This window comes from Streptomyces sp. WM6378 (genome assembly GCF_001279695.1).
GTDB lineage: Bacteria > Actinomycetota > Actinomycetes > Streptomycetales > Streptomycetaceae > Streptomyces.
In genome coordinates this window covers 88,931-102,735 of the sequence record NZ_LGDD01000350.1, presented here as the reverse complement: position 1 = coordinate 102,735, position 13,805 = coordinate 88,931, and the positions used below count along the sequence as shown (strand labels likewise).

Genomic DNA, 13,805 nt, shown 5'->3' with positions numbered 1-13,805 from the left:
GGCGGCTTCAGGGAATTCGGCGCGGCATGGTGGGACGATTCGCCGGACGGCCAGGGGAGGAGCTTCGATGACCGGTCATGTCCTTGCCATTGACGACGTTCTGCAGCAACTTCAGGACTACGCGGACAATCCCAGCGCGTTTCTGGCGATGAACACGGGAAACGAGTACTTCACCGTGCCCGACAGTGCGGGTGTGATCGCCTATCGGAGTGCCGGGAAGTATCTGATGCAGTTCGGCGGAGCGTTCGCGCCGGAGCAAACGCGGGAGGAACTCCTGCGCGGATTCCTCGATTTCGCGCGGGCGCGCCGGAGCACGGTCGTGGCCGTCCAGATGCAGAGCGAGGACGTAGCTCTTTACGAGCGCTGCGGATTCACCGTGAATCAGGTCGGCGCCTCCTACTCCCTGCACCTTCCCGAATTCGGGCTCAAGGGCTCACGCTTCGTGAAACTGCGGAACAAGGTGTCGCGGGCGCGCCGCAGCGGGCTTGAGGTGGCCGAAGTGCCGTACGAGCGCATCGCCGGGGGCGTCCGGACCGTCGATGGGCAGTGGCTGCGCGGCAAGGGGCGCCACGTCAAGGAGATCGAGTTCCTCGTGGGCCAGCTCGGCGGACCCGGGCAGGCGCACCGCCGGCTGTTCGCCGGCCGGATCGGCGGCGAACTCGTCGCCTACATCTCGTACGCTCCGGCCTTCGGCAAGCGCGCCGGCCTGCTGCACGACCTCAGCCGCCGGCTGCCGGGGGCCGCGCCCGGCGTCCTTGAGGCGATCAACCTGACAGCCGTGGAGGCCTTCCGCGCGGAGGGCGCCGAGTGGCTGCACCTCGGCTTCACCCCGTTCACCGGACTCGCGCCCGAACACGAGGCGCCCTCCGCCAGCCGGCCCACGGCCTGGTTCCTGCGGCAGCTCGGCGCGCACGGCGCGAAGGTGTACCCCGCCGCGAGCCAGCTGGCGTACAAGGAGAAATGGGCGCCCCAACTGGTCCTGCCCGAGTACCTGGCCTTCCAGGGGAGGGCCAGGGCGGGCGCGATCCGGCAGCTCCTTCGGGTTACCAACTCCCTCTGAAATATGGGGTGTTCAGCGTCCGGCGGGCACCGGCTCCTGGCGCAGGATGCCCTGGAACCTGGCCCGCAGCGCCTCCCCGGGCTCAAGGCCCAGGTGGTGCGAGAGCCGCTGCCGGGTGCGGTGGTAGGCGTCCAGGGCCTCGGCCTGGCGCCCCGAGCGGTACAGGGCGGTGATCAGTTGCTCGCAGAACCGCTCCCGCAAGGGGTACTGCGCGTGCAACTGCTGGAGCTCCGTGATGACTTCCCGGTGCAGCCCCAGGGCGAGCTCGGCGTCGAAGAGGTGCTCGTACGCGGTGAGCCTGATCTCGGTGAGCCGGGTGTACGCCATGCGGCTGATCAGGCCCTGCCCGGCGTCGAGCAGCGCGGGCCCGCGCCACAGCGAGAGCGCCTCGGTGAGCAGCCGCACCGACCGGTCCGGGTCGCTCCGGCCAAGGGTGGTCGCCTCGCGGACGAGTGCCTCGAACAGCGAGGCGTCGACGTCGCTCTCCGCGAGCGCGAGGGCGTAGCCGAAACTGGACGTGCGGATCAGTTCCCGCAGACCGTCGTGGCCCGTACGGGATTCGATGACGCGGCGAAGCCGGGCCACATGACCCTGCAAGGAGTTCTCGGCGTTGCGCGGGAGTTCCTCTCCCCACAGTTCGTCGATGAGGTCGTTCCGGGACACCGGACGGTCGGGCGAAAGGGCGAGTACGGCCACGATCGCCCTGAGTTTTTCGCCGGGAATCTTGAACGTGATGTGTCCGTCGGTCAATTCAAGGGACCCGAGCAGGCGAACTTTCAACGTGCTTCCCCCGTGCTGCGTGCAAAAAAGCGGAATCCACGACGACGGGCCGTGCGGGCCCGGCCAGTGGATCAGGTGTGCCCGGTGAATCGACCGGGCCGCGGATCGGCACAATGATCGGCGTTCTTCGCCCGTCGACCTCTCGCCCATCGCTGCCAAGAGCAGTGCTCTACCCCCGTAGAGAACATGGAGGAAGAGTATTTCGCCCTGCTATTGGGGTCAACGTCCGTGAAGATAACGGTGAGTTGACAGCGCGTCGTCCGCTGTCGCACGGTGATCCGCACGCAGCGGGAGCGCCGCAGGTGGCGGGGCCCCGCGCGCGACCGGCGGGTGACGGCTTGTGAGGGGGCTCACGTCGAGGTGTGGCGCGGCCGTGACCTGGGTGGAACACCGTAACGGGGTGAGCGATTACGATCCGGGCTCATGAGCACCTCGGATCAGGAACAAGCGGTGGACGCGACCCCGGAAGCGGGGGGTGCGTCCCGCGCGGCGGAAGCGACGGTACCGAACCAGGCCCCGAACCGGCCCACGGCCGAGCGGGCCTCGCAGCGGCGGGGCGGGGAAGCCGAGGGTGCCGACCGGGATGCGGAGCGCGCGGAAGCGGGCGGTGCCCCCGAGGCGGCCGAAGGTGCTGGCCGCGCCGGGATCCCGAAGCCTGCTCAAGCCCCGGAGGCTGCCGGGTCCGAGGCTCGGGGTGCCTCAGGGCGCGCTGAGCAACCCGCACACTCCGAGGAGGCGCGGAGCCACCAACTCGCCTATTCCGCCGAGGAGTTGGAGTCGCCCGAGCCCTCCGAAGGCGCCGCCGACGAGGCCGAGCGGCAGGGCATGGCCCCGCGGCAGGCCCGCCGTATTCGCATGGTCGCCGCCGGGGTGCTCATGGCGGCGATGGGGGTGATCCTCGTCGTGCGGCTCGCGACGCGTTCCTCCGTGCTCGTCGTCGGGGTGTACGGGCTTGCCCTGATCCTGTGCGGTGTGGTCATCGAGCTGAGTCGCAACGGACGCACCCGCCTTGGTTCCTGGCTCCTCGTGGTGGGCCTCGCCGCGGCGCTCGGGATGGACTGGTTCGTCCTGCCGTGACCACCCGTGCCGGCCTCCGCCCGCCGTTTCCCGCAAGGGGCCCGGGCCGGAGGCCGGCAACGTAACGGGATCCGCGTCCGTGGCCGTCGGCGGAACCGGCGCACGGCCGGCCACCCGGCAGGTGCCCAACTGCCGGATCCGCAGGGAAGTCGGGTACCTCAAGCGCCACAGGCGTTGACATGAACCCGCCCCAAGGTGAATCTTGATGCTCGAAACTCCACTGTTCCAAGCATGAACGCGCACGCCGCGCCCGGCTGTTGCTCGGTACGAACGGAGAACGAACCCTTGCGGACCCCCTGGCATCGCTCCCACCCGCCCCGAAGGCCCGCCGTCGCCGTGTTCTCGGCGCTCGCGCTCGGCCTCACCGCCCTGGCCGTCCCCGCCGCCCACGCCGAGGGCGCGACGCCGCCCGGCGGCGTCCTGGACAGTGGCACCAAGTCCCTGACCTGGCAGAGCCCGGTGTACGAGAAGGGCACGGTCGACTCGCCGGACAAGTGCCCGGCGCCCGCGCAGGACCCCGACGGGGCGGTCTGTGCCCGCTTCGACCTGACGGTGAAGCCGCCGGTCGGCCAGTGGGACGACAACCCGGAGGGCGGTGTGCCCGTCTCCATCCAATGGGCCACCCCCACCGACGACTTCGACATGTACGTCTACGACGACGCCGGGAAGCAGGTCGCCTCCAGCGCCGGCACCGCCGACCCCGAGGCGACCGTCATCCCGAAGGCGTCGGGGACGTACCACGTGGTCGTCGTCCCGTACGACGTGCACCACAACTCGTTCACGGGCAAGGCGTATCTGCCCGAGCCGACCGACGCCGGGAACCTCACGGCCTTCGGCGGCAAGGACGGCACGTACGACATCGCCGCAGGTGCGCTCAAGGCCCGCGTCGACTTCCTCGCCGACGACACGATGAGGCTGCGCGCCGCCCCGGACGGGACCTTCACCGACCCGCCCGACAGCCACATGATCCAGACCGAGCCGAAGCCGCAGAAGGACACCAAGTCCTTTGACGCGGGCTCCTATTACGGCGTCCGGAGCAAGGACGTCGTCCTGCGCGTCTACAAGAAGCCGCTGCGCTTCGCGCTGTACAAGGGCGACAACAGGACCGTGATCTGGTCCGAGGCCGACCCGCTGCGCTGGACCTCCGGCGGCATGCGGCAGAGCCTGACCCGCGGCGCCGACGAGCAGTTCTTCGGCGGCGGCGAGCAGAACGGCAGCTTCTCGCACCGCGACCAGGTCAGACACGTGGGCAACAACACCAACTGGAACGAGGGCGGCTGGAACAACTCCCAGCCCTTCTACATCTCGTCCGCCGGATACGGGGTGTTCCGCAACACCTTCACACCGGGCGTGTACGACTTCGGGCCTCGGGTGCGCACCGGGCAGCAGGAACGGCGTCTGGACGCCTACTACTTCACCGGTGACGTGAAGTCCGTCATCGGCAAGTACACCTCGCTCGTGGGCAAGCCGTTCATGCCGCCGGTGTACGGGCTCGAACCGGGCGACTCCGACTGCTACTTGCACAACGCCAACCGGGGCGAGCGGCACACCCTGGACGCGCTCAAGGTCGCCGACGGCTACACTCAGAACCAGATGCCGCTCGGCTGGATGCTCGTCAACGACGGCTACGGCTGCGGCTACGAGAACCTCGCCGAGACCGGCAAGGGCCTCCAGGCCCACGACGCCCAGCTCGGCCTGTGGACCCAGGACGGCCTCGGCAAACTCGCCGACCAGGTCAAGGCGGGCCAGCGGGTCGCGAAACTGGACGTCGCCTGGGTCGGCAACGGCTACGGCTTCGCCCTGAACGCCTGCGACCAGGCGAAGGCCGGCATCGAGGACAACAGCGACGCGCGCGGCTTCGTGTGGCTGCCCGTGTCCTGGTCCGGCGCGCAGCGCTGCGGCGTCCTGTGGAGCGGTGACCAGAAGCTCAGCTGGGACTACCTGCGCTGGCAGATCCCCACCTACGCGGGTGCCACGCTCTCCGGCATCGCGTACAACACGGGCGACGTCGGCAGCATCTTCGGCCACGACCCGAAGATGTACACCCGCGACCTCCAGTGGAAGGCCTTCCTGCCCGCCATCATGACGATGGACGGCTGGGCCAAGGATCTCACCACCGGCAAGGCCGCCGACCAGCAGCCCTGGCTCGACGGCGAGCCGTACGCCTCCATCAACCGCAAGTACCTGCAGCTGAAGGAGCGGCTCATCCCGTACATGTACGGGCTCTCCAAGGACGCCACCAAGACCGGCGTCGGCGCGGTCCGCCCGCTCTCCCTGGAGTACCCGGACGATCCGGGCACCCTTGGTGCGAACGCCAAGTACGAGTTCCTGGCCGGACCCGACTTCCTGGTCGCCCCGGTCTACAGCGACACCAGCGTCCGCAACGGCATCTATCTGCCCAAGGGCACCTGGACCGACTACTGGACGGGCAGGACCTACCGGGGCCCGACGACCATCGACAACTACGCGGCCCCGCTCGACACCCTCCCGCTGTTCGTGAAGGGCGGCTCGATCGTGCCCATGTGGCCGAAGGGCACGACGTCCTGGCAGACCCGGGACAAGGGCGAGCTGGACTACGACATCTACCCGCAGCTCGGCTCGTCCTCCTACACGCTGTACGAGGACGACGGCGTCACCCGGCAGTTCGCCAAGGGCGCCTCGGCCACCCAGCGGGTCCAGGTCACCTCGGCCGGACGCGCCGCGGTCGTCAACGTCGGTGCCAGCGTGGGCAGTTACCAGGGCAAGCCGGCCACGCGCTCGTACCGCTTCACCGTCCACACCAAGGCGGCTCCCTCGGTCGTCGCCCTCGGCGGGAACCGGCTGCACCGCTACGGTTCCGCGGCGGAGCTCGCCGCGGCGGGCACGGGCTGGTACTTCGATCCCGCGACCGGGGTGACGGAGGTCAAGACGCCGTCGCAGTCCACCGGCCACGGCTTCTCCGTCGAGATCGCGTGACCTGACCGTCCGCCACCGGGTCGGGGGCCGTACCGTGAGCCGTCCGGTACGGCCCCTCCGCGCGCGGAGGGGAACCTGGGGCAAGAGTCGTCCAGGCACGCCTCGTTCGCGCCCGGCGACAAGGTGGTGCTCAACGGCTACGGCGTCGGCGAGCGGCACGACGGCGGCTTCGCCCAGAAGGCCCGGGTCAGCGGCGACTGGCTGGTCCCGCTGTCCAAGGGGCTCACCCCGGCGCCGGTCCAGGCCGCCCGCCCTCGATGACGGTCGCGAAACCGTCGAGCAGCGGGCCGAGCCCGAACTCGAAGAGCTCGTCGAACCGCACCTCGTACCCGTCCGCAAGCGCCGCCGTGACCCGGTTGAAGACCGGGTATCTCCCGGACGCCACAAGGGAGTTGAGCGCCGCGGCCTGCTGCTCCATCCACCCGTCCTCGCTCACCCCGGTGGCGGCCGCGGCCTGCGCCTCCTGCTCAAGGCCGACCGCGAGCCCCTGCACATAGCCGTACAGGAGCACGTGCACGTCCATCATGGCGACCGGGTCGAGCCCGTGCCCGTCGAGCGCGGCCAGCGCCCACTCGGCGTGCGTCATGAGGTTGGGAAGCAGCAACGGCCGGGTGAGCGGGGTGAGTTGAGCCAGCCATGGGTGCGCGCGGAACAGCGACCAGAGCGTCCGGCCGCCGAGTTCGAGGCGCGCCCGCCAGCCGTGCGGCGGCACGGCCGGATAGCGGGCCTCGCCGAACGCAGCGTCGGCCATCAGGAGCACCAGGTCGTCCTTGCTGCCGACATACCGGTACGGCGACATCGCGGCGACCCCGAGCCGGGCCGCCACCCCGCGCATCGACAGCGCAGCCAGGCCCTCGCTGTCCGCGATGTCCATGGCGGCCCGCACGATCCGATGGCGCGTCAGATCCTGCTCGGGCCTCGTGCGTACCTTCGCCGGCGGCACCGGGGCGCGGTCCCTGACCACGGTGCCGACCCGGGGGAGCGTCTCCACGAACCCTTCGAGGCGCAGGGTGGTGAGCACCTTGGTGGCCGTGGCGAGCGCGACTCCCCACTCCTTGACGATGCCCCGGGTCGAGGGCACCCGGTCGCCCGGCGCGAGCTCGCCGCTCGTGATGCGCCGCCGGATCTCGGCGACGATCCGCAGGTAGGGCGGTTCGCTCTGCACGGCCATGCCCCGTACGTCCTTCCCGTCGGCGGCCGCGGAATTCTTTTGGACGGCCGCGCTGCCTGTACTAGTGCAGAGGCTAGCAGCGAAACGCCGGGCCGGACTGCTTTCTGTCCTAGCTCAGTTGAGGGGAAAGGCGGTTGGTGGAGGTGCGAGTACGTCGTACATTCAGTTCGCGTACACCGTATTTGCGTCGCTCATCTTACTCATCTCGCTCATCAAGGAGTTCGCCATGAAGACCGTCCTCATCTCCGGCGCCGGAGTCGCCGGCTGCGCGCTGGCGTACTGGCTGCGTCGGGGCGGCTTCGCGCCGACCGTCGTCGAGCGTGCCCCGGGGCTTCGGCCGGGCGGCCAGGCGGTCGACATCCGAGGAGTGGCGCTGGATGTCGTGGAGCGGATGGGACTGCTCGGCCCGGTGCGCGCGGCGGCCACCCGCATGCGGGGCATGTCCGTGCTCGACGCCGACGGCAACGAGCTCCACCGGTCCACCGAGGCCACGTTCAGCAGCGGCCGCCTCGACAGCGGGGACGTCGAGCTGCTGCGCGAGGACCTCATCGGCATGCTGGAGCAACTCGCCCATGGGCAGGCCGAGTTCATCCATGGGGACCGCATCACCGCGCTGGACCAGGACGAGGACGGCGTCCGCGTCGACTTCGAGCACGGCACATCCCGTACGTTCGACCTCGTGGTCGGGGCCGACGGGCTGCACTCGACCGTGCGCGGGCTCGTCTTCGGGCCCGAGGCGGACTTCCTGCACCACCTCGGCACGCATCTCGCGATCTTCAGCGCGGAGAACTTCCTCGGCCTGGACAACTGGCAGCTCTGGCAGCGCGACGGAGACGCCGGGTACGGGATCTACCCGGTGCGCGACAACAGCGAGTTGAGGATCACCTTCGGCTTCGCGTCCGGCCCCTTCGACCCCGCGAACCGGGACTCCGAAGCGCTGAAGCGGGAGGTCGCCGAGCGGATGGGCGCGCTGCGCTGGGAGACGCCACGGCTCCTGAAGGCGCTGTGGGAGGCGCCCGACTTCTACTCCGACGCCATGGCCCAGATCCGGCTCGACCACTGGTCGCGCGGGCGGGCCGTGCTGCTCGGCGACGCCGGGTACTGCGCCTCGCCGCTCTCCGGCCAGGGCACCGGCCTCGCGCTGGTCGGCGCGTACGTCCTCGCGGACGCGCTCGGCCGCACGGGCGGGGAGCACCGTGCGGCCTTCGCGGAGTACGAGGCGCGCCTGCGCCCCTTCGTGGAGCTCAATCAGGCGCTGGCGACCGAGAACCCGGGTGGTCCGGCCGCCGAGGAATCCGTGGCGCGCGCCAAGGACGCGATCACGCTGGACGTCTGAGGCGGGTGCCCTCAGGCGGTGATGCGGACGGCCGGCTCGGGGGCCGACAGGTCGGTGGGCAGGGGCGCGGGCACAGGCGCGGGGAGCTCCGCGGGCGTCGCGCCGGTCAGCATGAGCACGCCGCGGGCCGCGACGCCCGCTGACGCGGCGGCGACCAGCCAGCCGAGCGGTCCGCCGTGGAAGCTCTCGCCGAGCAGCGCGACCCCGATCACCGCGGCCGCCGCCGGGTTGGCGAGGTTCACGACGGCCAGCGGGGCGGCGAGGCCACCGCGGTAGGCGGCCTGCGAGAGCAGCAGCCCGCCGACCGCGAACGTCGCGACGAGCACCGCGATCAGGGCGGTCTGCCACCAGTTCAGCGGGCCCCCGGGCAGTTCGCGGGCCAGCGACGCGGTGACGGTCTGGGTCAGCGCGGACGCCACGCCCGAAGCGGCGCCGGACGCGGTGGCATGGCCGAGGCCGCCGCCGCGTGCGGAGTGCGCCCCGGCCCGGACGAGGAAGGCGAGCAGCAGCGCGGTGGCCGCGGCGATGGCGAGCGCCTCGCGCAGGCTGAGCGCGTCGCCGGGGCTCGCGGGACCGGTGACCGCGATCAGGCCGGTGAGCCCGGCCAGCGTCCACGCCGCGCCGCGCCATTCGCGCCGGGTGACGCGCCGCCGCTCGTAGTACGCGGAGAGCGGCAGCGCGGCGACCAGGGTGAGTGCGCCGAGCGGCTGGACCAGGGTGAGCGGGCCGTAGTGGAGCGCGGCCACGTGCATGAGGGCGCCGGCCACATTGAGGCCGACCGCCCACCACCACAGGGGCCGGGTGAGCAACTGCCCGAGGCCGCCGCCGCCTTGAGCGGCGAGCCGGGACTGGCCGACGGCGGCCAGCGCGTAGCCGGCGGCCGAGGCGAGCGAGAGCAGGATGGCGAGCAGCGCGGATTCGTTCATAGCGCGGCCTCGGAGAGCTGGGGCGAGGGTGCCTGCTGGGACGCGAGAGCGGGCTGAGGGGCGGGGGTCTGCGGAGCCCCGGATGCCTGCTCCGAGGCGGGCGCCTGCCGGCCCGCCTTGGATGCCGCAGGCAACCTTGCGGGCCGCTTCGGCGACGGCACGAAGTACAGCACCGCCCCCAGCAGCACGGTGGCCACGATCGCGTCCAGCCAGTAGTGGTTCGCGGTGCCGACGACCACGAACAGGGTGAGCGCCGGGTGCAGCAGCCACAGCCAGCGCCAGCGGCTCCGGGTCGCCATGATCAGCCCGATCGCGACCATCAGCGCCCAGCCGAAGTGCAGCGAGGGCATCGCCGCGAACTGGTTCGCCATGGCGTCGTTGTCCGGCGTCGCGGCGTACACGGAGGGCCCGTAGACCTGTGCGGTGTCGACGAGTCCGGCCGTGGTGAGCATGCGCGGCGGGGCGAGCGGGACCGTGATGTGCAGGACCAGGGCGGCGGCCGTGAGCCCCGCGAGCACCCGGCGCGACCACAGGTAGTGGCCCGGGCGGCGCAGGTACAGGTAGACCAGGAAGGCCACCGTGGCCGGGAAGTGCACCGTCGCGTAGAAGGTGTTCGCGGCCTTGACGAGGGTGTCGCCGTGCAGCAGCAGATGCTGCACGGAGCCCTCGCCGGGCAGGTGCAGCGCGCGCTCCCAGCTCCAGACGCGGTCGGCGTTGTCGAAGGCACTCGCCTCGTGTCCGTTGGCCAGCTGGCGGCCGAACTTGTACACGAGGAAGAGCGCGGTCACGAGCAGCAGCTCGCGTACCAGGGGCGGCCGGGAAGCGGTCGTCTCCGGTCCGGCGGGACGGGTCTGGCGACGCGTCCCCGTGGTTATACCGGCAAACATTCTCCGGCCCCTTTGAACCTGGATCGATACGTGGAAAAAACACAAGCAAACGTAGGAAGGCTAGATCGAAACTCATCGAGACGCAAACGTCTCGATACGTTTGCGTCTCGATTGAGCGGAGCCTACTCTCGTACGTGCAGGAGCACCCCTTGTTTTTCTCCGGAGGGAACGATGTCGACGCAGGCCGCCACGGCCGCTGCCCGCCGCAGCAAGATCAGCCCCGAGCGCGAGCTGGAGCTGTACGACGCGGTGCTCGACCTGCTCAGAGAGGGCGGCTACGACTCCGTCACGATGGAGGGCGTGGCCGCGCGCACCAAGTGCGGCAAGGCCACCCTGTACCGGCAGTGGAAGAGCAAGTCGCTGCTCGTCACCGCCGCGCTGGGCAGGAACCGCTGCTCGTTCTTCACCGGCATCGACACCGGCACCCTCGCCGGGGACCTGCGCGAGGCGGCCCGGGCGGTCGGCCGGCGCGAAGGCCCAGACACCGCGCTCATGGAAGCCGTCGGCCAGGCCTACATCAAGCACCCGGACCTGCGCGAAGCCCTGCGCGAGACCGTCCTGAACCCCGAGATCGCCGCCCTCGACGCGATGCTCCGGCGCGGCGTCGAGCGCGGGGAGGTGGCGGCGGACAACCCGGCGATCGGGTACGTCGCCCCCATGATCATGGGCATGCTGCGCGTCGAGCGCCTCTTCGAGGACCGCTTCCGCGGCGAGGACACGCTGCCGGGACTCCTTGAGTCGGTCATCCTCCCGGCGCTGCGGATCGGCTGACCGGGCCCAACTCGGCGCTTTCGCACGCCAGTTGGAGGTGCTCCGGGAGGGGCTGCCGCCCCTCCCCGCTCAGACCGCGAGCACCGTCACCCCGGCCTCGGTGAACTCGGCCACCATCTCCTCCGAGACCGCCGTGTCCGTCACCAGCGTGCCCACCTGGGACGTCGCGCAGATCCGGGCGAACGTCCGCTTGCCCAGCTTCGTCGAGTCCGCGGCCACGACGACCCGCTGAGCCCGCTCGCACAGCAGCCGGTTGATGCCGGCCTCGTCCTCGTCGTGCGCCGAGGCCCCGTGCGCCACGTCGAAGGCGCCGACGCCGAGCACCGCCACATCCATCGTGATCTGGTTCAGCACCCCGCCCGCGAGGGGCCCCGTGAGCTCGTACGACTGCGGACGGGCCACCCCGCCGGTCACCACGATCTTGAACTGAGGCCGCACCGCCAGCTCGTTGGCGATGTTGAGCGCGTTCGTGACAATCGTCAACGCCGGTGATCCGGTGGCCAGTTCGGGCCGCACGGCCAGCGCGCGGGCGACCTCCGTCGTCGTGGTGCCGCCGGTCAGGCCGACCGCCTCGCCCGGGGAGACCAGATCCGCCACCGCCTTCGCGATGCGCTGCTTCTCCGAGGCCTGGCGCGCCGTCTTGTAACGCAGGGGCAGCTCGTAGGAGACGCCGTGGACGAGCGCGCCGCCCCGGGTGCGCACCAGCATCTGCTGCTCGGCGAGCTGGTCGAAGTCGCGGCGGATCGTCGCGGCCGAGACCCCGAGGGCGGTCGCCGCCTCGTCGACGTCCAGGCGGCCCTGTTCCACGAGCAGTTCGAGGAGCGCCTGCCAGCGGGCATCGCGAGACATCCGCGCCCTCCATTCTTCGTACCGGTAACCGTACGTAATGACCTTAGCGCACGGCCCGATGCTTGATCGTGCTCGAAATCGAGCTATATTTTGCAGAAACAAGCATGTGGCGCGTCAGATCCAGAGAGTGTCAGATTTCAGAGGGTGGGAGCCCGGCATGAGCCATGTCGCGAACGAACTGAGCAGTCAGCCCGAATGCTGGAAGCGGGCGGCCGAACTGGCCCTCCAGCACAAGGACGCCCTGCCGGCCCCCGGCGAGCGCGTCGCCGTCGTCGGTTGCGGCACCTCCTTCTTCATGGCGCAGGCCGTCGCCGCGCTCCGCGAGAGCGCGGGCCTCGGCGAGACCGACGCCTTCGCCGCCTCCGAATTCCCCGCCTCGCGCGCCTATGACCGGGTCGTCGCGCTGACCCGCTCCGGTACCACCACGGAGGTGCTCGACCTCCTCGCGCAGGTGCGCGGCCGGACCCGTACCACCGCCGTCACGGCCGACCCCGCCACGCCGGTGATGCGGGCCGCCGACGACATCGTGGTGCTCGACTTCGCGGACGAGGAGTCGGTCGTCCAGACCCGCTTCGCCACCACAGCGTTCACGCTGCTCCGCGCCCACCTCGGGCTGCACACCGAGCAGGCCGTCGCCGACGCCCGCACCGCGCTCGCCGAGCCGCTGCCCGAAGGCCTCGTGGAATCAACCCAGTTCAGCTTCCTCGGCCGTGGCTGGACCAACGGCCTCGCCCAGGAAGCCGCCCTCAAGATGCGCGAGGCGTCGCTGTCCTGGACCGAGGCCTACCCGGCGATGGAGTACCGCCACGGCCCCATCAGCATCTCCACCACCACGACCGCCACCTGGATGTTCGGCGAAGCCCCCGAAGGACTGGCCGAGCAGGTGGCCGCGACCGGTGCGCTGTGGATCGAGGGCCGCCTCGACCCGCTCGCCGAACTCGTCCGCGCCCAGCGCCTCGCCGTCGCCGTCGCGGCCGCCCGCGGACTCGACCCGGACCGGCCGCGCCACCTCACCCGCTCGGTCATCCTCGACGGCGCGTGAGCGGGCGCGAGACGTGAGACCGAACGCTGCGACACCCAACTGCGTGACACAGGTGAAGGGGAAGCACTGATGCCACTCGCCCGGACCGGCACACTCGTCGCCGAGGCCGCCGCCAAACGCCGCGCCGTCGCGGCCTTCAACATCATCACGCTGGAACATGCCGAGGCGGTCATCGCGGGCGCCGAGGCGGCCAAGTCGCCGGTCGTCCTCCAAGTCAGCGAGAACGTGGTCAAGTTCCGCTACGGCCGGGTCCTGCCGCTCGCCCGCGCCGCCGCCGCGGCCGCCGAAGCCGCCTCCGTACCGGTCGCGCTCCACCTCGACCACGTCAAGCAGGACGAACTCCTGCGCCAGGCCGCCGACGCCGGCTTCAGCTCCGCCATGTACGACGCGGCCCACCTGCCGTACGAGGACAACCTGGCCGCCACCAGGGCGGCCGCTGATTGGGCGCACACCCAAGGGCTGTGGATCGAGGCCGAGTTGGGGGAGGTCGGCGGCAAGGACGGCAAGGCGCCCCTTGACGCGCACGCGCCCGGCGCGCGCACCGACCCCGACGAGGCGCGGCAGTTCGTCGCCGAGTCGGGCGTCGACGCGCTCGCCGTGGCCATCGGCAGCACCCACGCCATGACCTCGCGCACCGCCGAACTGGACCACGCCCTCCTCGCCAGGCTCGACGACGCGCTGCGGGTCCCGCTCGTCCTGCACGGCTCCTCCGGCGTACCGGACGACGCGCTGTCGGCCGCCGTGGCCGGCGGCATCGCCAAGGTCAACATCGGCACCGCGCTGAACATCGCCATGACCGACGCCATCCGCTCCTACCTCGCCGCCCACCCCGAAGCGGTGGACGCCCGCACCTACCTGACGGTCGGCCGCCAGGCGATGGCCGCGACCGTCACCCGCCTCATCGGGGTGCTCGACCGGATCGCCTGAGGCGCACGCGCCCGCCGCCGGGCC

General features: G+C 71.0%; 13 protein-coding genes. 8 read left to right on the top strand and 5 right to left on the bottom strand.

Features of this window, described 5'->3' with window-relative positions; genetic code table 11:
• Nucleotides 1-67 precede the first annotated feature (67 nt).
• Complete coding sequence (locus ADK54_RS41075) at nucleotides 68-1,060, top strand: DUF2156 domain-containing protein (protein WP_053730968.1); 993 nt, start codon at nucleotides 68-70, stop codon at nucleotides 1,058-1,060.
• A 12-nt stretch (nucleotides 1,061-1,072) separates the two neighbouring features.
• On the opposite strand, the gene ADK54_RS41070 is transcribed toward ADK54_RS41075, so the two are convergent.
• A complete protein-coding gene (locus ADK54_RS41070) occupies nucleotides 1,073-1,810 on the bottom strand; it encodes an AfsR/SARP family transcriptional regulator (RefSeq protein WP_234392419.1) in 738 nt (245 codons plus the stop codon).
• Nucleotides 1,811-2,263: 453 nt separating this feature from the next.
• Between ADK54_RS41070 and ADK54_RS48085 the strand changes: the two genes are divergently transcribed.
• From ADK54_RS48085 to ADK54_RS48665, 3 genes are all read left to right on the top strand, one after another.
• Nucleotides 2,264-2,917, top strand: a complete 654-nt coding sequence (locus ADK54_RS48085) for a hypothetical protein (protein WP_324610231.1) — start codon at nucleotides 2,264-2,266, stop codon at nucleotides 2,915-2,917.
• Between the two features lie 285 nt (nucleotides 2,918-3,202).
• The gene (locus ADK54_RS41060) at nucleotides 3,203-5,872 is read left to right on the top strand and encodes a TIM-barrel domain-containing protein (RefSeq protein WP_324610230.1); all 2,670 of its coding nucleotides are present in this window, start codon (nucleotides 3,203-3,205) and stop codon (nucleotides 5,870-5,872) included.
• Nucleotides 5,873-5,998: 126 nt separating this feature from the next.
• Nucleotides 5,999-6,133, top strand: a complete 135-nt coding sequence (locus tag ADK54_RS48665) for a hypothetical protein (RefSeq protein ID WP_324610229.1) — start codon at nucleotides 5,999-6,001, stop codon at nucleotides 6,131-6,133.
• Here the strand turns inward: ADK54_RS48665 and ADK54_RS41055 are convergent.
• Nucleotides 6,096-7,043: a TetR/AcrR family transcriptional regulator C-terminal domain-containing protein gene (locus ADK54_RS41055; RefSeq protein WP_053730965.1), complete on the bottom strand. Its 948-nt coding sequence runs from the start codon at nucleotides 7,041-7,043 to the stop codon at nucleotides 6,096-6,098. The two genes, ADK54_RS48665 and ADK54_RS41055, sit on opposite strands and share 38 nt — an antisense overlap.
• Nucleotides 7,044-7,269: 226 nt before the next feature.
• Between ADK54_RS41055 and ADK54_RS41050 the strand changes: the two genes are divergently transcribed.
• Nucleotides 7,270-8,379 (top strand): FAD-dependent monooxygenase, encoded by a 1,110-nt coding sequence (locus ADK54_RS41050; protein ID WP_053730964.1) that lies wholly within the window; start codon nucleotides 7,270-7,272, stop codon nucleotides 8,377-8,379.
• An 11-nt stretch (nucleotides 8,380-8,390) separates the two neighbouring features.
• On the opposite strand, the gene ADK54_RS41045 is transcribed toward ADK54_RS41050, so the two are convergent.
• The gene (locus ADK54_RS41045) at nucleotides 8,391-9,305 is read right to left on the bottom strand and encodes a DMT family transporter (protein ID WP_053730963.1); all 915 of its coding nucleotides are present in this window, start codon (nucleotides 9,303-9,305) and stop codon (nucleotides 8,391-8,393) included.
• Complete coding sequence (locus ADK54_RS41040) at nucleotides 9,302-10,192, bottom strand: phosphatase PAP2 family protein (RefSeq protein WP_063802164.1); 891 nt, start codon at nucleotides 10,190-10,192, stop codon at nucleotides 9,302-9,304. The genes ADK54_RS41045 and ADK54_RS41040 overlap by 4 nt, the downstream gene beginning before the upstream one ends.
• A gap of 171 nt (nucleotides 10,193-10,363) precedes the next feature.
• On the opposite strand from ADK54_RS41040, the gene ADK54_RS41035 reads away from it, so the two are divergent.
• Nucleotides 10,364-10,963: a TetR/AcrR family transcriptional regulator gene (locus ADK54_RS41035; RefSeq protein ID WP_053730962.1), complete on the top strand. Its 600-nt coding sequence runs from the start codon at nucleotides 10,364-10,366 to the stop codon at nucleotides 10,961-10,963.
• A 69-nt stretch (nucleotides 10,964-11,032) separates the two neighbouring features.
• Here the strand turns inward: ADK54_RS41035 and ADK54_RS41030 are convergent, their stop codons facing one another.
• Nucleotides 11,033-11,812: a DeoR/GlpR family DNA-binding transcription regulator gene (locus tag ADK54_RS41030; protein ID WP_053730961.1), complete on the bottom strand. Its 780-nt coding sequence runs from the start codon at nucleotides 11,810-11,812 to the stop codon at nucleotides 11,033-11,035.
• A 157-nt stretch (nucleotides 11,813-11,969) separates the two neighbouring features.
• Here ADK54_RS41030 and ADK54_RS41025 point away from each other — a divergent pair, with 157 nt between their 5' ends.
• Together ADK54_RS41025 and ADK54_RS41020 are read left to right on the top strand one after the other, a co-directional pair.
• Nucleotides 11,970-12,854, top strand: a complete 885-nt coding sequence (locus ADK54_RS41025; RefSeq protein ID WP_053730960.1) for an SIS domain-containing protein — start codon at nucleotides 11,970-11,972, stop codon at nucleotides 12,852-12,854.
• Between the two features lie 69 nt (nucleotides 12,855-12,923).
• Nucleotides 12,924-13,781: a class II fructose-bisphosphate aldolase gene (locus ADK54_RS41020; RefSeq protein ID WP_053730959.1), complete on the top strand. Its 858-nt coding sequence runs from the start codon at nucleotides 12,924-12,926 to the stop codon at nucleotides 13,779-13,781.
• The last annotated feature ends 24 nt before the right edge of the window (nucleotides 13,782-13,805 follow it).